Source organism: Agrobacterium sp. 22-223-1 (assembly GCF_053522385.1).
Genome location: NZ_JBNWCN010000002.1, coordinates 573,747 through 593,060, shown reverse-complemented (window position 1 = coordinate 593,060; position 19,314 = coordinate 573,747). Strand labels below are relative to the sequence as shown.

Here is a 19,314-nt window from a genome sequence, read left to right as displayed (position 1 = left end):
TTTGGAGGAGAATGCACATGAACCAAGACATAAGAATTACCAGGCGCACGATGCTCATCGGGACGGCTGCGGCTGCCGCGACGGCTTTACCGGGATTGAGCGCTCAGGCGCAAACCTACCCAGGCCGGAACATCACGTTGATCGTTCCGTTTACCCCGGGAGGGTCGACCGACATTCTCGCGCGTTTGCTTGGCCAGAAACTCGAAACAGCTCTGAAACAGCCCGTCATCGTTGAGTCACGACCCGGAGCAGGTGGAACGGTCGGGGTAGCGGCCGTGGCCAGGGCACAGCCCGACGGATATACCTTGGTCATGGGGCACATTGGTACGCTTGCCGTCGCACCTGCCCTTTATCCGAAGCTATCCTATGACCCATTGAAGAGCCTCGAGCATGTCAGCGGGATCGCTAAGGTTCACAATATGCTCGTCGTCAATCCCGATGTACCGGTAAACACTCTCGCCGAGCTCATCGAATATGCGAAGCAAAACCCCCGCAAGTTGAACTACGCGTCCGGCGGCAATGGCAGTGCAGCGCATATCGCGATGGTCGCACTTAATGAGCAGGCTGGCGTCAAGATGACCCACGTTCCGTATAAGGGGACGGCGCCGGCTGTTACTGATCTTCTTGGCGGTAGGGTACAACTAACCTTTACCGGCGCGCCGAACCTCCTCCAACATGTCGAGGCCGGAAAGCTTAAAGCGCTCGCCGTGTCGGGTGAAACGCGTCTTCGCTCAGCTCCGACAGTCCCAACCGTCGCGGAGACCTTCTCAGGCTTTGAGGCGTCGCAGTGGTATGGCATCTCGGCACCCGCCGGAACTCCCAAAGAAATCATCGAGACGTTGAACAACGAGATCGTGAAAGGCATGGCAGACAGTCAAATCCGCGATCGCCTTTCGGTCGAGGGTGCAGATGTTTGGACGAACAGTCCGTCCCACTACAGTCAGCACATTGCCACCGAAATCGACCGATGGGGAGCGCTGGTCAACAAAGCCGGTATCCGCCTCGATTGATCGAAAAAAATTCAGCCCCGCTTCTGGCGGGGCCAATGAAATTCCAAGCCTCCACTGTGAAGATCTTGAGAGAATCGACCCCCGTCAACCTCGCTGTTCCAAAATCGTGCCGTGAGGATTGGCGTAGAGACTATGATGAGTTCCCGCCACACAGCGCTATCGGTAACAAGGTGCCGATTTCGCTCATGAACGGCTCATCGGCACCTCCGCCGAACTGAGCCTTAACCCCGGAAAATTCCAGCTCCCGCTGGCCCTAAATCGGGGAGCACCTCAATAACCGCGCGAGCGAACTCAAAAACCGGATAAAACTTGGGGGCGGGGTCAGACTCCCTTGATAAAGGGGGCAAGGGCACGGCTGGGCAACTGCAGATCCGCCCAAAGAGTACTTGCCAGCTGCGGCGAAGCTTCCCTTCCGTCGGGTACAAAACGGCCTGATAGCGTTCTAGGAAGAAGTTATTAATCGGAAGCCGACCGTCGCTGGTGTGGCGGATCCGGTACTCACACTAGTCCAAGCTATCCTCGTGCTGCACCTTTGCGGAGCATCTGGCCGAATAGGCTTATGCGCCGCCGGATTCGGCCGTCGCCTGTCTAGCTGCTTCGATCAGTCGGGAAAAATGCCGTTCGGTCTCGGCGGTGGCCACGAAGGATACGGTGGTGACGACACAACAGAGTTCGCCCTGGGCGTCGAAAACCGGTGCGGCCTTGCCGGTCAGGGCGGAGAACAGATGTTCATTGAGTTCCGCGCCACCGGCTTCGCGGATGGTTTCCAGAATGCCGGCATCGGGACGGGAGCCGCGAAAGGCGGCCGGTTGCAGCCTGCGCACGGCGGCTATCCTGTCCGGTGGCAGGTAAGCCTGAAAAACCAGCCCGCAGGCGCTGTTGTCCAGCGGCAGAACATCGCCGAGCGCCACGGTGCTGATGGAAAAGCTGGCGCTTCTCGCCCACCGCACCACGGTCGGGCCGCGCTCGGTCCAGATCGCCACGCCGCAGCTGGCGCCGATCCTGGAGGCAAGCGCATTCATCTGGCGGCCGGCGGTTTCGACCGGATTGATTCGCCTGAGCGCGCTGATGCCTATCCCAAGCGCCGCCGGTCCGAGATCGTAACTGCCGCTTGCGGGGTCCTGTATCACCAGCCCCTCCCGCACGAGGCTTTGCATGTAGCGATGCGCGGTGGAACGGCCGGTGCCGGCGCGTTTGGCCAGTTCGCCAAGTGCCAACGCCCTGTCCGATCTGGCGAGAAGATTGAGGAAACGCGCCGCGATCGACACCGACTGAATGAGGGCCGAGCGCTTTTCGCCCTCGTTTCCGGCAGTTTGTCCGAATCGTCACCCATGGCGTTCAAGCGCGTTCCCCCGTTTTGTTGAGCATGCCTAACGCATCGGGCCGGAAATCGGAATCGATTTCTGCGGACGGAACTATGCTGTTCCCTTTCGAAACGCTGCGGGTGAGGAAGCGGCGGTCCGTAAACTTTGTTGTAAATATGGCACATCCCGTTACGGAAGCCTTTTTGTCCGCAATACAGAACGCATTCTCTATTGCGAAACGGATAACGCTTCCGTTACTTGAATATGACTTTAATACTCATGTTTATTAGGGGTGTGTGATGGGGTTTAGCTCTAACGGTCGCTTGATGAGCGGGGTCAGCGCTCTGACGCTGGCGACATTGTTTGTGACGCCGGTTCTCGGTCAGGATCAGCAGGCGACGACGGTGGGCACCACCGTCTTGAAGCCGATCGTCGTGACCGGTGAAAAAGTGGCGCGTGACATGAAGAACACGGCGTCGTCCGTTTCGGTCATATCCGGGGATAAAATCAAGAAGGAAAAGACCGGCGACCCGACCGTATCGGAAGCGATCAAGGATATTCCGAACGTCGTTTACACCGACAATGTCAGCGCCCCGATCATTCGCGGTCTGGATACGCAAGGTCCGAATACGGGCGCGACGGCATTTTTTGCCGGCACCGTGCCACGCGCCACGATCAATGTAGACGGCCATTATCTCGGTTATAACGAATTCATCTATGGTGCCACCTCCATCTGGGATGTCGAAAGCATCGAAGTTTTCCGTGGCCCACAGACCACCTCGCAGGGTGCCAACGCCATAGCCGGCGCGATCATCGTCAACACGAAGGATCCGACATTCACGCCGGAAGCCTCCTATCAGGCGGAAATCGGGAATTACCACCAGAAGCGGGCTTCATTTGCGCTTTCGGGCCCGCTTGTCGAGGATCAGCTGGCGGCGCGTCTGGCGGTTGATTATTCCGGCCGCGACACCTTCATCGATTACATCAATTCCGCATTCGCCCATGAGGGAACGGATCAGGACTTCAAGGAGTTCAACGGTCGCTTCAAGCTTCTGTGGGAACCGCCGGAGATTCCCGGGCTGACGACCAAACTGACCTATTCCTATAATGCCGCCAACCGGCCGAGCCAGGAAGCGGCGTCGCGTCCTTTCGAGGATCTCAATCACGTCACCACCACCATGCCAAGCTGGAGCCAGAACACCCACACCGGTATTCTCGACATCAATTACGATTTCGAGAACGGCGTGAAACTGTTCAACCAGACGCAGTTCTCGGCTTCCGATGCCAGACGCCGGGTTGGCGTCGTGAATAACGGCGATGCGGATATCGACCAGACGAACACTTCCCACGAAACACGCGTGACCTTCGGTGATCAGGAAGACGTGCTGAGCGGTGTTGCGGGTATTTATTACGCTCATACTCAGGCTGACGAGCTTCTTCGGCTTACGGGGCGATATAACAATAGTCTTTCGACGTTCGACGACACCAAAGATAACTTAGGTATCTTCAGCGAGTTGAGTTATCGCCTAACCGACCAATGGACGCTGACCGGCGGGCTGCGCTACCAGCAGGACCGAATTCAGCGTACCGGCCGTTCCGTCTATTCGGCTCAGGCCGTGGATTTTGACGAAACATTCTCCGAACTGCTACCCAAGGCGACGCTTGCCTATGCGGTGAACGACGACTGGACTGTCGGTGGCATGATCAGCCGCGGGTACAATCCGGGCGGGGTGTCACTCAATATCTCCTCGGGCAAATGGATGACCTTCGAGGAGGAAAAGATCTGGAACTATGAGTTGTTCACCCGCGCGAGTCTGCTGGATGACCGGCTGGTGCTTAACAGCAACCTGTTCTACATGGACTATACGAATGCCCAATTTAACATTCCGGTCGTCATCTCTTCGGGTGTTACCCAGTCCTATACGATCAATGCACAGAAGGCTCACGCCTATGGTCTGGAAGTTGGCGCCGATTATCAGGTTCTCGACAATCTGACGCTGAAGGCCAGCGCCGGTCTGCTGAAGACCGAAATCGACGAGATCGCCAGCAACACCAGCTATGCCGGCAATGAATTCGCAAAATCGCCGGGCTACATGTTTAGTATCGGCGCAAGCTGGGATGTGACCGACAAGTTCACCGTTTCTGGACAGGTGCGCCATATCGACGGTTATTATTCCGATACGGCCAATACGGCCACCTATGCGATCGATCCCTATACGATCGCGGACGTGCGGGCGAGCTACAAGTTCCAGGAGGAGCTTGAGTTCTACGCTTACGTCAAGAACGTCTTCGACGAGCGCGCGCCCACCTATATGCAGCAGAACCGCGGCATTGGTGGTATCGAGGCCAGCATGACCGAACCGCGCATGTTTGGCATCGGCGTCCGCGGCACGTTCTGAGCCATCGCCTCACCAACTATCGACGCTCGGCAGGCTTGGAACTCATCCACGAGCCCAAGTGTCCTTTCTAAAATAGTTGAGTGTTTCAAGTAGTTATAATTCATTCGGATTTGCGGAGCCGTCATGGATGCGGCCCTTGCGAACGGCCGTATGCTTCTCCAGCAACATGGCGTGGTTGCCCATGATGCGGTGAACCCGTTTGGCGTTGACGACAGGCTTATCGGCGGCTCGCCTTTCGCGATTGAGGAGCGCGGCGATCCGCCGATAGCCATAGGTTGGCCTCTGATCCACCAACCTGCGAATGGCGGGCAGAAGCTCTGCATCCTCGGCCTTCCGATAGGGCCCGCGCGGCTTTGATCTGCCTTTCAACCGCTCCACGAGGTTGGAACGGCACACCCCCAAGCGTGTCTGCGACGGCTTTCATCGGGAACCGTCCTTCGGCAACAAGATCGGCCGCGATATCCGTTTTTTTGAGTCTGCTTTCGAAAGGGCTTCGCGGAGTATCTCGACCTCCATTGCGGCCCAGCATCCGCTCCAGCTCGCGGACGCGGTCTTCAAGCTTCTTCACTTCCGAATTGCCGACAACCGGCTCGTCTGAATCCACGGCGGCGGCACCTCCCTCACTTAAGAGCCTGCGCCACCGGTAAAGCAGATTGGGCGCAACGCCATGGCGGCGAGCGGTCGAAGATACCGTCTCGCCTGGTTCGAAACTCTGCTCAATGATTGTCAGCTTCTGCTCGGTTGTTCACCGCCTCCGGCGGATATCACCCGTCAGCAATTCAACATGTCGATACTCGTTAGACATAAGCCTGTCCTCAAGCCCGTGCTTGAGCCTTTCTGCTTATGCCGATTGTCCGGTCGAAAGGGGGTGCAGTTCACCCCCAAAGGCTTAATAGATACGTCCCTCGATAATAGAACATACCGTGCGGGGAGTTGTTGCCTTTAGGATGGGCCAGCAATTCGGGCCGGACAGAGTGGTACGAAGAACAATGAGTTCGCTGCTTTCCACCCGACCGGTGGAAAATTTCTCAAGCCCAAAAGGACCATTGCCACCAAAAGCATGCCCCTCCCTGACCTCTTCCGCCAACCAATCACAGACCGGCGCCCGGATGGTCCTTGCCGACTGGATTGTCTTGATCATCGTCAGCAGCACGATCATTTCGATCTCTGCGGCCTCCTAAAACCCCTGCGGCTTGTCGATAGTTCGATCGGACATGTCGGATCGGACTGAGTATGTGCACACTCCCGGAGACGGCCCAGGCGAAGTTGGAGCAACTGCTCGGACGCTCAACCGTCTTTCGGCACGTTTGAATTACGCCATCGAGAGCCGAATGCGACTGGGGGCGGCCGCCTGCCACGGCCCATGTGGCGCTATCTGATCGGCGAAACCGCAATGACTGAGCTCACCTGCTGGCGATCCTGGGTCCTGTATCCGTATCCACAACTGCGGGTTTTTCGACGCGGGCATTCCCTTCCCATCCGCCACCCAAGGCCTTGTGGAGGGAGACATAATAGGTTGCTATATTCGCTTTACTCTCGATGAGGTCTTCTTCGGTGGAGTACAGATCGCGTTCCGATTCCAATACATCCAGAAGATCCTCCATCCCGGCCTTGTTGAGTGCATGCGCCAATTGCACCGCCTGCCGATAGGCAGCGACCGACGCCGACAGCTTTGCCCGGCGCTGCTGCGACTGGTTGAGAGCGACGATGGCATTCTCGACATCTTCCATGGCTGAGAGGACGGCAGATTGATAGGCAACGAAATACTGGTCTCTTTGTGCCTTTGCCACGTCGACGGCGGCCTTCAATTGCCCGCCCTTGAAAAGAGGGATCGAAATAGTCGGTCCGAACGACCAACTGATCGACGACTTCTGGGCGAGATCGGAAATGCTTGCTGCCGATGACGCGATGTCGCCCGTCAGGCTGATGGTGGGATATCTAGCGGCTTCAGCCTGACCGATCTTTGCCGTGTACTGCGCCAACTGTCTTTCCGCCGATCGCACATCCGGACGCGAATGCAGTACGTCGGCCGGAATGCCGACGTTTACCGGATATGTCGGAGAAGGAATCTGGACGGGTTTATCCATGAGTTGCTGTAGCGCCGAAGGTGTGTTGCCGAGAAGAACGCTCAGCCGATGGACGGAATGCTGATAGGAAATCCGATAGGATGGGATATCGGCTTCCGTGGAGGCAGCCTGAGCATCAGCCGTAGCAGTATCCACACTCGTTGCATCGCCAGCTTCCTGCTGCTTGCGCGTGAGAGAGGCGGTTTCGCGCTGCGATCGGGCCGTACGTCCGGCCAAGATGATCAGAGCCTGATATTCGCGTGCCTGGATATAGTATGAGGCAACGTCGCCGATTAGCGTGACATAGGCATCGCGCAAATCTTCGTCCGCTGCTTCCGCCGAATAGCGCGCGGCTTCGGCGGCGCGGCGGTTTGCGCCGAACAGATCGATTTCCCAGTTCGCGTCAAAGCCGATCTGATATTCGGTGGAGATCGTGTTTTCGTCGGACGACTTGGATTTGCTCCGTGTTGTCGAAGCCGAACCGTCAAGTGTGGGGAGGAGCGCCCCCGTCTGCTGGCGATATGCAGCTCTTGCTTCCCTCACCCGGGCTTTGGCGCTTGCCACATCCAAATTCTTCTCGATGGCTTGCGCTATGAGATCGTCGAGGAGCGGGTCGTTCAACTTTCGCCACCATTGAGTCAGCTCCGGCGGCTTGGCCCGTTCGGCCTTTTTTGCACTGGCCCATGAGGCGAGATGGACCGTTTTCGGCGTCTGATAGTCAGGCCCGACGACGCACCCGACAAGTGTCGCAACCATTGTCCCGATAACGGAAAGACGGACGCAACCAAGTAGGGGGCCTTGATTAATTATCGTTTTCGGCACGATGACCTCCTTTAAAATAGACCATTCGGCTGGACTGACGAAGCCGTCGTTGCTGCTCGTTGGAGCCCCTATCCTGCCCCGCGAGGGTGACTCGGGATGAAATTGCTTCGAGGTCGCCTGACGAACAGGGCCTAGTGCATTGAGTGCCGTGGAGCAAAAGAACGCTCTCGTGGTGAAGGACACCGCTCTTCGGCTCCTCTCACTCCCGCCGCGCAGGCATGACCTGCAGTTCCTGCTTACGACCAACCACGTCGTCACGGGCTCTCATTTCAAACTGATTAGCCGCCCGTAAGCAGCTGCGAATCCCTTTAACGAAATCTCGAACATCTGCTCTGTTGACGTGCCGTGAACCGTGGCAGCGATCGCTAGGGTCCCGGCGTGTTTCAGAGCATCGATGCTATCCCCTGAAAAGACCATTGGAACGAGGCAACCATCCGCGACGCAAGTCGCAAAGGGTGCGATCTGAGCAGCTGGTTGACCATCCATTTTCAGCCGAATTCCCTGCGACAGCGAAAGACCAAACGGCATCAGTACCAGAACACGCGTTAATCCGTCTGCAGGCGGGAAAATCGCTATCGCGATGATCGTTCTGCCCGTTTTCTTATCTTCATGATATTGCCCCATCGAACATCTTCGGGCCGCTTCGATAATCTTGCATTCGACCGCCCAGTCCTCAAAACCCTCCCTAACGGAATTGGCGCTATAATGCGGCGCGGGCTCATCCTCCGCCGTAACCGAGGGGATATCAACCTCGCCGCTCGCCCCGGGCATCCTCTCGGACGCCAGCTGCATCAACGGTCCCAGGACCAACCAATCGACTGCTCCGCCCGAGACTGTGCCGCCGGCAACGCCGTGAAGCAAAAGAAGGGACGGGGCGAACCAAGCTATTCGTTTCAAAATCTTCGTGTTTACCATTTCAGTCGTCGTTTTCCGTGGTTGGCCCGTTCTGAACCGCCGGTGGCTGCGCGCCCAATCCGCTGCGACCGGCACGTCTTCGAATTGAGGGAAGCGCCGCTCTCAGAAGAGGCTGTCTGATACGGTTGGGACCGGGGCGACAATGAAGTTTTTTGGGTACCCCAAGTTACAGCCGTTTCCGGCCTCATCGCCATTCGTCCTGGGAGCTGACATGGGGGGGTGGTGTCTCACCTCAGCGGCAGAGGCAGAGGCAGGGCGTCGCCGCCCGGACTCGGAAGAATTTCCGGGGGGAGCGGCGGCGCAAAAAGATGAAGCGGACCAAAAGGGTGGTCGGCTTTAGCGAGCTTGTCGAGCTGTTCGGGTCGGAGCGTCTTTTGCAAGATGTCGATCGCCTGCTTCAAGGACCTGGCCTTCTTCGCACGTACGATGGCACCGTCGGCGAGGATTTCGGCAAAAAGCGGTACTGCCCTTTGATCTTCAGCCGGCATTGCTGGCCGACCGGTAGCTGGAGGCGAAGGAGGCCCGATGATCACCCAAGGCACAGCCGGGGGCTCCAAGAAGGCGATAAATGCGGATGTATAGGCGCGCCAAGCATCGATCTGCGCGGCGCCGATACCGACATACAGTTCTAACGCCGACAATTGCGCTGCAAAACTAAGTGCGGGATCACCGGGCCAATCGCCACCAGGCCCCGCGCCGATTGGTGGCAGACCAGTATCCTCGTGCGGTCGGATTGGCTGGGCAAATGGATATTCACCGTGGATCCAGGGCGGAGGCAAGCCAGGACCGTCACCGCCTCCTGGCATGGGAAGACGCAACATTCCGGTGGCGGCCGATCCGTCCTTCTTCGGCTTGCCTGGATTGCCCGCAACGATTGGGATCCTCAATTCCCTTTCTTCCGAAGTTCCGCCGCTGAGATCTTGCGTATGGGAGGGCGCGCTTATCAATATCACCAAAGCTGCCGACAGGAGCCCCGTAACCATGAGGGAGCCTCTCATGACGTCTTCCTTCCAATGTCAGTGTTCACGGTTGATGACCATAAGCAGCGAGCGTATCCCGAATTGGTCCGCATATTTGGGAAGGTTTCCCAGCCCGCAAAATTTGCAAAGAAAGGTTGCTAACTCTAAAGCAGAAAAGATTTTTTACAAAATTCTCAGCTTCGCGCGGGTGTGATCTCTATAATTCCGCCATGCAAGAGGGCATCGGAGATGAACAGTCAGGCTCATATATTAATCGTCGATGACGACCTTGAAATTCGCTCCCTGCTTGCGCGTTATCTCAGCGGACAGGGGTTTCGTGCCTCCGTCGCATCGAACAAGCGCGAATTCGAACATCACATGCAGGTTGCCAATCCAAATCTTCTGGTTCTCGATGCCATGTTGCGAGATGGCTCGGGTCTGGACATTTGCCGTGGGTTGCGTGATCGCCGCTCCCCCATACCCGTCATCCTGTTGACGGCGCTGAAGGAAGACGTCGATCGCATCGTCGGTTTGGAGATCGATGCAGACGACTATCTCGGCAAACCCTTCAACCCCAAGGAACTGGTTGCCCGCATCAAGAGCGCATTACGGCGCTCGGGTCAAAACGATCCGCCCGATGCTGAAGCGAGGATCTACAGTTTCGCCGGACTGGAAGCCGATCCCGAGCAGCGCCACGTGTCACGCGAAAATGGCGACACCGTCGATCTCACCCGTGCCGAGTTCGAGCTTCTCAGGGTATTTCTTGAGCGGCCCGGTCGGCCCCTGTCACGCGACCAGCTTCTTGAACTTACGCAGGGACGCTCTCGTGATCATATGGACCGCTCGATTGACGTCCTGGTGAGCAGACTGCGTCGCAAGCTAGGCGAAAGCAAAACCGGACCGCTCTTCAAGACAATCCGCAACGGCGGCTATCAGCTCATGGTGCCGGTGAAGGTGTCAGTGATTACAAGATGAATTCACTATAAAACCTATCGTCGCACTACGATCCTGACAATCGTCACCGTCGTTGACTTGGCAATCTTCGCGGTCAATATGGTCTGCACCCCCGCAGTTGGAATATCAAGTAGAACCAATCGTCGGCCAGATCCGCTTTCTCAAATGGCGCGGTGGAGACGTGAGCGTTAGACGCGGTACGGGCCGGTTGTAACGGCCTCCATCAAGCTTGAAAGCGGGTCAATTGATCGGAACCGACGGAATATTGCCCGTATCCCGAACCGCCCGATGAGGTTCTCGACCTTGTGGCGCTGACGTAGAGGACCTTGTCGTAGGCGAATGGAACTTTGCGGCTCCGGCTGGACGGGATGCACGGCTCTATGCCTCTGGCTCCGAGTTCCTCGCGGAACCAAGTGCTGTCGTATCCTCGATCGGCAATCAGATGATCGGCGGGAGGCAACGCGTCGAGCGCGAGACGAGCGCCCCTGTGGTCGCTCATCTGGCCTTCCGACAGGAGCAGGATGATTGGCCGTCCGTCACCGTCGCAAACGGTGTGGAGCTTCGAGTTCAGCCCGCCCTTGGTTCGCCCGATACGACGTGGAACATCCCCTTTTTAAACAGGCTCGCTGCCGTGCGGTGGGCCTTCAGATGCGTCGCGTCGATCATGATGCGCTCGGGTTTCGGCCTTTTGCCCGCAAGCCCCGCAAAGATACGGTCGAAAACACCGAGGCGGCTCCAGCGGATGAAGCGGTTATAGAGCGTCTTGTGCGGACCGTAGTCAGCCGGCGCTTTCTTCCACTGCAGCCCGTTCCTGATCACATAGACGATGCCGCTTACCACGCGCCGGTCATCGACCCGCGCAATACCATGCGAAAGCGGGAAATGCGGCGATATTCGCGCAATCTGGCGCTCGCTCAGCAGAACAAATCACCCATCACGGCCTCCTTCTCGGAGAACGTGAATCACATCTCATCAAGCACTGGTAATGCCGGACGGACCGGTGCTGCTTGAAGCCGCTCGGCGACGAAACGCACAACGCATCTGGATATTGCGGACGGAATTGTGCGAAGCGCTCGCTGAGCATCTCAAATCGCTTGCTCTGCTTTTATATTGCATTTTGCTCTATCAGTTATGCCGCCCGCAAGGATTGACTTAAATCGATTATGTTCGACTTTACGCAGGTCCTCTGGACGGGAGGGCATCGTGCGGCTTTGGAGGAAGCTGCACGCGGTTGTGTGAGGATACCGTCAGCCTCGACGATTTCTCGCTCCCGAACGTCATCATGAATTGGAGGAATAGCAGATGCGTTACCAACCATCGTTAATATCCAAAGGCCTTTATTTTGCCATCGACAAAACGCCGCGCCACCTGGCCATGGCCTCGGTAATTCTTCTCGCAGGTGTGAGTACTGCCTCGACGGTTTATGCCGACGGTTACGTGTCAGGCGCCAAGGCGGCCGTTGTCGATACCAAGGCTGGCGAGATCGTCGGGGCCGAACGCAACGGCGTCTATAGCTATCTCGGCGTTCAATATGCGACCGCCGAGCGGTTCGTGCCGCCGAAACCGGTCGCGCCCTGGGAGGGCGTGCGGCCTGCGTTGGCGTTCGGCGAAACATGCCCGATCCCGACGATGAAGTCGGTCGCGGGCGACGAGTTGTTCAATCCGCATCGCTACCTGCCGACCAGCGAGAATTGCCTGTTCCTGAATGTCTGGACGCCCGGCCTGAAGGACGGCAAGAAGCGGCCTGTGATGGTCTGGCTGCATGGTGGCGGCTACACCAACGGCTCTTCGATCGAGCAGGTCTCCTATGACGGCGAAAACCTGTCGCGCAAGGGCGATGTGGTGGTGATCACCCTCAACCATCGCCTGAACGCGCTCGGATTCTTGGATCTTTCCGCCTATGGGCCGGAATACAAGGAATCGGGCAATGCCAGCATCGCCGACCTCGTCACGGCGCTGCAGTGGGTCAAGGACAATGCCGAAGCGTTCGGCGGCGATCCGGGCAATGTGACGATCTTCGGTCAGTCGGGCGGCGGCAGCAAGGTGCGCACGCTGATGGGGCTCCCGGCGGCAAAAGGCCTGTTCGGCAAGGCGATCGTTCAGAGCGGCGCGACGACCTCGCCGGTCACCAGCCAGAGGTCGGCACGCCGCGTTGCGGAACTCACCTTGAAGAATCTCGGTATCGAAACCTCTCAGGTCGACCACCTCAAGACGGTGCCCGTCGAGCAACTTGTCGAGGCCGGTACGAAGGCACTGGAGGATGCCAAGAAAGAAGGCATCGAAAACCCGCGCTGGGCACCGGTTGTCGATGGCGCATATCTGCCGCGCGATCCGGTAGGTGATGGCTGGGTGGATCAGGCCAAGCATATCCCGCTGCTGATAGGTACCGTGCTCAACGAGCAAGAGACCGTCACCCGTGTCAACCCGGCGATCCTTTATGCCGACAACAAGAACGAATGGAACGCTGAAAAGACCGACGCCAAACTGAAGCAACGCTTCGGCGACAAGGCGAATGCTATCGGCAAGGCTTTTCTGGAGGCCTATCCTGAAAAGAAGCTGGCGGATGCCGCCTTCGTCGATCTGACCGGCCGCACCGGCATGCTGAAGAACATTCAGATGAAGGCCAAGCAGGGCGGCGCACCGGTCTATTCCTACGTCTTCACGCGTGAATCGCCTGCCATGGGCGGAATCGGCGGCGCCTGGCATTGCTCGGAAATTCCCTATGTCTTTGCCAATGCCGAACTTGTCTCGCAGGCCACAGGCGGCGGGCCAGAGGCTGCTGCCTTGCAGGACAAGATGAGCGAGGCATGGATCAATTTCGCGAAATCCGGCAATCCGAACCATCCTGGCCTGCCTAAATGGCCGGCTTATGCCGCCGACAAGGGTGCGACGATGATCTTCGACAACAAGAGCGAAGTCCGGTTCAATCACGACCTGCCGCTGCTCAAGGCCGCCGGCGTGTTGTAGCCCGCATCTCGTTCCATTCCTGATGAGTGACAAACTTCCGGCGGTGCCGTCGCCGGAAGAGCGGCTGGCCTTTACGCAATGTCACGGGATGTCCAGCCGGCGCGCCACAAGAACAGGCGCCTGTATTTCTTTTCATTTATTCCATTGGAGGAAAGCATGAAAAAGACAGTTATTAGCCTCGCAATCGCGTCGAGCGTGTCTGCCCTGGCGGCGGCCCCTGCCGCGGCGCAGAGTGCAACGGGAACGCTCCGTGCTGGGGCTGCACGCATCGAGATCACACCACCAGCGAGCCCGGCTTACCCGGCGATGAACGAATACGATCACGAGAAGCTTTATCTTCGGGTGATCGTCATCGACAACGGCAAGACGAAGATGGCGCTCATCGGTGCTGATCTCGGCGGCATAAACGAGGAAGTCTGGGCCGAGGCCAGCAAGCGCGTCGGCGAAACCCTCGGCATTCCGCCTCAGAACGTTGTCCTGTCATCCACCCATACCCATAGCGACTGGCCGGCCAATGCGACCACGGCGCCTGGCCAGCCGCGCTACGGCAGCGATTTCGTGTCGAATGTTGCGGTCGATGCGGTGAAAAAGGCCGTTTCCGCATTGCAACCGGCAAAGGTCGGCTATTCCACCGGAGAAGCCTATCTCAACGTCAACCGCGACGCGATCAATCCGCGGACGCATCTGTGGACGCAGGCAGCGAATTTCAATGCCTATTCCGACAAGACCGTAAGCGTCCTTTCCGTCATCAAGCCGAGTGGCGAGCCGATCGCGACCTATGTCAACTATGCGATGCATCCTGTGAACGGCTATCTCTCGGGTTTTGTCAGCGGAGATTTCGCCGCCGCCACGAGCCGCTATATCGAGCGCAATTTCAGCGATGATGTCGTGGCGATATTCACCCAGGGAGCATCCGGTGATCAGAACCCGCGCTGGCTGAGGACTGGCACCAACACGCTCGCGTCAAAAACCGGAGTACCGATCTCCGGCTACGAGATGAGCCGCGAGGATGTCGAGGCGCCGTTGCGCAACAAGCAGGTGGTGGACGGCCCCCTCGATCCGAAAAGAGCGCACCAGCTTGCCGACTATATGCAGGCCCTCGGTGTGATTCTCGGCGAGGAAGTCATCCGCGTTATGTCTCATACGGATGGATGGATGGCATCGCCGGAAATCTGGGCGGCGCAGACCACGCTGACCTGCCCTGGCCGGACGCGACTCGACAAAGTGCGCGAGGGTGCGGCCGGTCAATACGAAGACGGCAAGGACGTCGACATCCGGCTAGGGGCCGTTGGCATCGGTGATATCGCGCTCTCGACCGTCAACGCCGAGATCTATAGCCGTATCGGCCAACGCGCGAAACAGATGTCGCCCCTGTCGAAAACCGTGTTGATCACCCTGGCGAACGGTCGCGCCAATTCCGGCTATATTCCGGACGACCAGTCGTTCGAACATCAGACGTTCCAGGTTCTGGGTTCGCGGCTGAAGCCGGGTTGCGCCGAAGAGGGCATTGCAAAGGGCATTGCCGGCATGGTCAGCGACCACATCGAACGCAAGCGCACGAACTGATGTGCGCCAAAGGCCCCGAAGCAAACTGAAGACCCTATATCAGGAGGAACACGAATGTTGTTCGCACATCGCCCCACGATGATCGGCGTCATGCTGCTATCGTTCGCAGTACCCGCCGCGCATGCCGTCACTCAACCCGTTTCCGCGCCGATCGGCGAAGTCGTCGGACAAGAACAGGGCGATCTGCTTGTCTATCAGGGTATACCCTATGCCCGACCGCCGATAGGTGATTTGCGCTTCGCTCCACCTCGGGAAGCGGAGCCGTTCAAGCAACCCTTTGTCGCAGATGTGCCCGGCAACGAATGCGTCCAACACGCGGTGTTCTGGCGTCCGGACAAAGGGGCAAGCTGGACCGAGGATTGCCTGACGCTCACCATCTACCGGCCGCAGGGCGATGCGGGAAATTTGCCCGTCATCGTGGGATATCATGGCGGTGGATCGCGCAATGGCGCCAAGACCGACTGGGACCCGAAGGAGATTGCAAGGCGCGGGAATATCGTTGTAACCGCGAACTACAGACTGGGAGCTCTCGGTTATCTCGCGCTTGCGGAACTGAATGCGGAATCTCAGGATGGCAAGAGCAGTGGGAATTTCGGTGATCTCGACAAGATCGAGGCTCTCAAATGGGTCAAGAAGAACATCGCCGCTTTCGGAGGCAATCCGGAAAGGGTCGTGGTTGCCGGACAATCGGGCGGAGCCCGAGGCGTATGCTTCATCGTCGCGTCGCCGCAAGCGAAGGGCCTGTTTCATGGAGCGATCATAGAAAGTGGACGCGACTGCCCGAGCACGCCGAACGAAAAGGCGGTGGAAAGCGGGGAGAAATTCGCGGCTGCAATCGGTTGTGCGGACAAGGCAACCCGCCTCGCCTGCCTTCGCGGCAAGAGCCCAGACGAAATCCTGGATGCTCAGGAAAAGTCCGCACTGACTCTCCCAACGGTTTCCGGCGGCTACGCCATGCCGAAACCGCCTTTAGAGGCATTCGAGACCGGAGAATTCAACCGGGTCCCGGTCATTGTGGGCAATACGCGAAACGAAGCGCGCATATTCGTCTATGAGGCCAACGATCTGAAGGATCAACCGGTCAGTCAGGCACAGTATCGCGCCGAAGTCCGCAAGAACGAAGGAGACAAGGCGGAAAAAATCCTCGCTGCTTATTCGGCGATCGAAAAGACCGCTCCCGGAGCCGCGCTGGCCGACTATAGCACCGACCGCGGCTCTACCTGCCCGACGACAAAGCTTGTTACGGCACTTGCCCGCTGGACCCCCACTTATGCCTACGAGTTCAGGGACGAAACGGCGCCGTTGCGTTCCTATGCCTCCGTTCCACAGTCCTTCGCCGTAGGAAGCGGCCATAGTTCGGAGATTTCCTATCTGTGGGGAGAAAGCATGGTGCCTGCGGGCTTGACGACTCGGCAACTGAAACTCGCCGAGGTGATGCGTCGCTATTTTTCGGCGCTCGCCGATCCCAAAGGAATGCCGCCCGAATGGCCTCGGTTTACCGTGGAAAACCCCCAGCGTCTGGCGTTTCTGGAAGACGGCATTACGAAAGTCATCAGCGAAGATGAGTATCGCGCCGATCATCGTTGTGACCTGTGGCAGGCCGCAAAATAGTCAGGCATCGTCCAGCCAGGCATGATTGGATCTCGTACTCGGTCGTTACATAGTTTGCGTTGGATTTGTCAGTCGTCACGATCTCCTTTGGTCAGCGGAGCGGCCTTTGCCCCTGACGGGAGGAGGCCCTCTCCTGCGGCTAGGCCGTCGACAATAAGACTTTGAGAGAGTGCAAGTATCCGGTGGTTGAAGGCCTCGCAAGGTGCGTTGCCGTTCCCGCAGTCGCCTGGGTTTTGCTGTTCAGCTTACGCTGGTGCGAGGTCTCGGCCGCCCCCTTGCTCACGAGAGACACCTCAGGGGCGGTCATCTCCGTCGTGGGCGATCAGATGGGTATCTACCCTCAGGCGGCACGCGGTCCAAACCGGGCGGTTGCGGTAGAGTTAAGAGGGCGTAATCCCGATTCGTCGTGCGATCGCCGAGATATCACCCCAAGCCGGCAAACGTCCTCAACGGCCTCGACATTAAACGTCGCAACTGACGTGAACCGTCAAGTCGATTTGTTACCATCTCTGGGCGGCGCATTGTCCTCAATGAGGCCGGTGTGCGCGATACCAAAGAATTTGAAGCCGCAAACGCCGTTTATAGCGCGGCCTCGGGCACACCCGGATCGCCTACGTGACGGACAAATCATTCACCTTTGCCCGCGCCTCGCGCCTCAAGGGTTTCCGAGCTGCGGTTGCTGAAATTAACCTCGCGGAGTGCCCTGTCTTCGAAGAAAACTCTGATAAAAAAGCGATCAGCTATTCGGACATCGAGTTGTTCGAAGTGGGGCGGCGTGCGGCGGGGCGCTTGCTGGAGACGGTACCGCGGCCAACGGCAATCGTTGCGCTCAATGATATGATCGCTGTGGGCATCCTCTCGGAACTACGCCAGCGCGACATCTCGATCCCGAATGATATTTCCCTGGTTGGAATAGACGATATTGTCTTATCTCGCCTGACGACGCCGCGGCTGACCACCATATGCCAACCTTTGTCACAAATTGCGGAGACGGCAGTCGACCGTTTGATTGCCCGTCTTTCTGCGCCAACCCGACCATCGGCTGAAGTTGTCTTCCAACCGGAACTGGTCGTGCGTCAATCGACGGCAGGGGCATCTTCGACGGTCGGAATGGACGGACTCAGCAGGCGTGAGCCGCCAGCGACCCTGCACCGAGATTCGGACACATGGTTGAAATCAGACAGAACTTTCTGGATCCCTTGCGCCGGGACGTATCCCGACGCACGGTTGCGTGTTTGCGGATCAGGCCTGTTTGCGGACCGCTTCGAGCGCCTTCGCGGGCGTCCAGTTGCCGTGCAGCGACATGCGCAGGCGGAACGGGATCTTGATGCGGGCCACTGGGCCGGCCGCCATATTCAACGAGTCGAGCACGACCAGTTCCGTGTTGTCGCCGTTGAGATGGTTCAGCAACGCAATCACATATCCATCGCCTTCAGGAGCATCGTCCGAACGCGGCACAAAGATCGGCTCCTGGAAGCACTGTCCATCACCGGGGAACCAGGCATCAGTCGTACCTGTCTTCACATTGACATGGGCAAGCTGGTTGAAGAACTGGAACGGTCGGTCCCCCAGGCTTTCATCGAAAGGTAGTGTCGGATCGAAGGCCAACACGAAACCATGCTCATAGGGTTTGCCGGTGAACCGTTCATCGCAACGCGGGAATTCACACGGGAAAGATGTGATGGGGCGCGGCTGGAGAGCATAGTCGGCCGCACCCGGTTCGCCAGGACCATTGAGATTGAACGACCAGCGCATCAGCTGCGAACTGAGGGTTTCGGGAAGCGGTACGGACCCGTCTGCCTGAGGGAAAAAGTAGAAGATATTCCCCGTGGTGACAGGCATGTCGACTTGCAGAAAGCCGTCTTCCTCGTACGAGTTCAGAGTATGCCCCTGGAATCCGTCCTTCGGCCCCTCGAACCACATGACATCCTCAGCGCTGCCGTCTCGCGGCAGCACACCGAAGAGCTGCGCCAGATCCGGTTGCCATTCAAAATGCTGCCCGCCCGCCTTCATGCGTTCGATATCGACGGTCAGAGGGATGAGCGGGAAGACGACATGCCGGGCGGTGATGGCGAAATCGTGGATCATTGCGGCGTAGGGAGCCTTGAACCAGATCTCCTTCTTGAGCTTGCCCGAGGCGTCGATTTCGAAATAGGCGATATCGGGCGTGCCGTCGCCCTTGGCTTCATAGGCGAAGCAAAGGAGGTCGCCGTTGTCAGGATCGACCTTGGGATGGGCTGTGAAAGTGGCCGACTTGATCTGGCCGTTGAAGTCCCAGACGCCGATCGTTTCCAGCGTCTCGGGGTCGAGCGCATAAGGAAGTGCATCCTCCTTCATGGCGAGCAATACGCCGGCATGGCAGAGTACCGTCGTGTTCGCTGTCGTGTTGTTTTCGGCTGCCAGCGGGTCGTTGGTGAAAACGTTGCGATAGACGCCGTTGAGCGAGCGCCGCTCGCGCCACTGCGCCGCCAACCGGTCTGTATGGACATAGCGCCTGCGCAGACTGACATGGCCGTTCTCGAACCTGAAGGCCGAGACTAGTCCATCGCCGTTAAAGAAGATGTCCTTACCGAGCATCGGCGGATAATAGGAATCCGGGGATACCTGGAAAAAGGTGCCGGCAATCGTCGGAGGAACGGTCCCCTCGACCTCGAGATCGAAGATCTGCGTTTCGACGCGACTGGGCTCGTAGAGGCCAGTGAATTCTGGAATTTCCGGGAAGGTCATGCTCATTTTGTCTT

The 19,314-nt window shown here is 58.1% G+C and carries 11 protein-coding genes and 5 pseudogenes; 8 read left to right on the top strand and 8 right to left on the bottom strand.

From position 1 onward, the window contains the following. Positions 1-17 precede the first annotated feature (17 nt). Entirely contained in the window at positions 18-1,010 is a 993-nt protein-coding gene (locus ACQZ60_RS14875) for a Bug family tripartite tricarboxylate transporter substrate binding protein (protein ID WP_236762486.1), read from the top strand. Positions 1,011-1,093: 83 nt separating this feature from the next. Beyond that, positions 1,094-1,228, top strand: a pseudogene (locus tag ACQZ60_RS14870) (IS3 family transposase); the annotation flags it as partial. A 339-nt stretch (positions 1,229-1,567) separates the two neighbouring features. Here ACQZ60_RS14870 and ACQZ60_RS14865 read toward each other — a convergent pair. Continuing rightward, positions 1,568-2,343 (bottom strand): annotated as a pseudogene (locus ACQZ60_RS14865) (IclR family transcriptional regulator). A gap of 270 nt (positions 2,344-2,613) precedes the next feature. On the opposite strand from ACQZ60_RS14865, the gene ACQZ60_RS14860 reads away from it, so the two are divergent. After that, a complete protein-coding gene (locus tag ACQZ60_RS14860) occupies positions 2,614-4,713 on the top strand; it encodes a TonB-dependent receptor (RefSeq protein ID WP_149622374.1) in 2,100 nt (699 codons plus the stop codon). A 117-nt stretch (positions 4,714-4,830) separates the two neighbouring features. Here ACQZ60_RS14860 and ACQZ60_RS14855 read toward each other — a convergent pair. The 5 genes and pseudogenes from ACQZ60_RS14855 to ACQZ60_RS14835 all read right to left on the bottom strand — a co-directional run. Next, positions 4,831-5,518 (bottom strand): annotated as a pseudogene (locus tag ACQZ60_RS14855) (transposase); the annotation flags it as partial. 84 nt (positions 5,519-5,602) lie between these two features. Beyond that, complete coding sequence (locus ACQZ60_RS14850) at positions 5,603-5,872, bottom strand: hypothetical protein (protein ID WP_149622373.1); 270 nt, start codon at positions 5,870-5,872, stop codon at positions 5,603-5,605. Between the two features lie 244 nt (positions 5,873-6,116). Beyond that, positions 6,117-7,601 (bottom strand): efflux transporter outer membrane subunit, encoded by a 1,485-nt coding sequence (locus ACQZ60_RS14845; protein ID WP_336508298.1) that lies wholly within the window; start codon positions 7,599-7,601, stop codon positions 6,117-6,119. A 264-nt stretch (positions 7,602-7,865) separates the two neighbouring features. Next, positions 7,866-8,516 carry an invasion associated locus B family protein gene (locus ACQZ60_RS14840; RefSeq protein WP_149622372.1) on the bottom strand — a complete coding sequence of 217 codons (651 nt, stop codon included), beginning with the start codon at positions 8,514-8,516 and terminating at the stop codon, positions 7,866-7,868. Between the two features lie 227 nt (positions 8,517-8,743). Next, a complete protein-coding gene (locus tag ACQZ60_RS14835) occupies positions 8,744-9,499 on the bottom strand; it encodes a hypothetical protein (RefSeq protein WP_153315393.1) in 756 nt (251 codons plus the stop codon). Between the two features lie 225 nt (positions 9,500-9,724). Here ACQZ60_RS14835 and ACQZ60_RS14830 point away from each other — a divergent pair, with 225 nt between their 5' ends. Next, positions 9,725-10,450, top strand: a complete 726-nt coding sequence (locus ACQZ60_RS14830; RefSeq protein ID WP_149622370.1) for a response regulator — start codon at positions 9,725-9,727, stop codon at positions 10,448-10,450. A gap of 260 nt (positions 10,451-10,710) precedes the next feature. Here the strand turns inward: ACQZ60_RS14830 and ACQZ60_RS14825 are convergent. Continuing rightward, a pseudogene (locus tag ACQZ60_RS14825) lies at positions 10,711-11,350 on the bottom strand (IS5 family transposase); the annotation flags it as partial. A gap of 381 nt (positions 11,351-11,731) precedes the next feature. Between ACQZ60_RS14825 and ACQZ60_RS14820 the strand changes: the two are divergent. The 4 genes and pseudogenes from ACQZ60_RS14820 to ACQZ60_RS14805 form a co-directional block, all read left to right on the top strand. Further along, entirely contained in the window at positions 11,732-13,396 is a 1,665-nt protein-coding gene (locus ACQZ60_RS14820) for a carboxylesterase/lipase family protein (protein WP_448735532.1), read from the top strand. 156 nt (positions 13,397-13,552) lie between these two features. Next, positions 13,553-14,962: a neutral/alkaline non-lysosomal ceramidase N-terminal domain-containing protein gene (locus ACQZ60_RS14815; protein ID WP_174056017.1), complete on the top strand. Its 1,410-nt coding sequence runs from the start codon at positions 13,553-13,555 to the stop codon at positions 14,960-14,962. 54 nt (positions 14,963-15,016) lie between these two features. After that, positions 15,017-16,573: a carboxylesterase/lipase family protein gene (locus ACQZ60_RS14810; RefSeq protein ID WP_149622366.1), complete on the top strand. Its 1,557-nt coding sequence runs from the start codon at positions 15,017-15,019 to the stop codon at positions 16,571-16,573. A 600-nt stretch (positions 16,574-17,173) separates the two neighbouring features. Then, positions 17,174-17,647, top strand: a pseudogene (locus ACQZ60_RS14805) (substrate-binding domain-containing protein); the annotation flags it as partial. Between the two features lie 168 nt (positions 17,648-17,815). On the opposite strand, the gene ACQZ60_RS14800 reads toward ACQZ60_RS14805, so the two are convergent. Next, positions 17,816-19,306, bottom strand: a complete 1,491-nt coding sequence (locus ACQZ60_RS14800; protein ID WP_149622365.1) for a carotenoid oxygenase family protein — start codon at positions 19,304-19,306, stop codon at positions 17,816-17,818. Positions 19,307-19,314: the final 8 nt, after the last annotated feature.

Excerpts from the sequence above, each read along its gene's own strand:
- ACQZ60_RS14810 (WP_149622366.1), top strand. The coding sequence starts at position 15,017 with ATGTTGTTCGCACATCGCCCCACGATGATCGGCGTCATGCTGCTATCG.
- ACQZ60_RS14840 (WP_149622372.1), bottom strand. The coding sequence starts at position 8,516 with ATGGTAAACACGAAGATTTTGAAACGAATAGCTTGGTTCGCCCCGTCC.
- ACQZ60_RS14850 (WP_149622373.1), bottom strand. The coding sequence starts at position 5,872 with ATGATCGTGCTGCTGACGATGATCAAGACAATCCAGTCGGCAAGGACC.
- ACQZ60_RS14830 (WP_149622370.1), top strand. The coding sequence starts at position 9,725 with ATGAACAGTCAGGCTCATATATTAATCGTCGATGACGACCTTGAAATT.
- ACQZ60_RS14875 (WP_236762486.1), top strand. The coding sequence starts at position 18 with ATGAACCAAGACATAAGAATTACCAGGCGCACGATGCTCATCGGGACG.
- ACQZ60_RS14815 (WP_174056017.1), top strand. The coding sequence starts at position 13,553 with ATGAAAAAGACAGTTATTAGCCTCGCAATCGCGTCGAGCGTGTCTGCC.
- ACQZ60_RS14860 (WP_149622374.1), top strand. The coding sequence starts at position 2,614 with ATGGGGTTTAGCTCTAACGGTCGCTTGATGAGCGGGGTCAGCGCTCTG.
- ACQZ60_RS14800 (WP_149622365.1), bottom strand. The coding sequence starts at position 19,306 with ATGAGCATGACCTTCCCGGAAATTCCAGAATTCACTGGCCTCTACGAG.
- ACQZ60_RS14820 (WP_448735532.1), top strand. The coding sequence starts at position 11,732 with ATGCGTTACCAACCATCGTTAATATCCAAAGGCCTTTATTTTGCCATC.
- ACQZ60_RS14835 (WP_153315393.1), bottom strand. The coding sequence starts at position 9,499 with ATGGTTACGGGGCTCCTGTCGGCAGCTTTGGTGATATTGATAAGCGCG.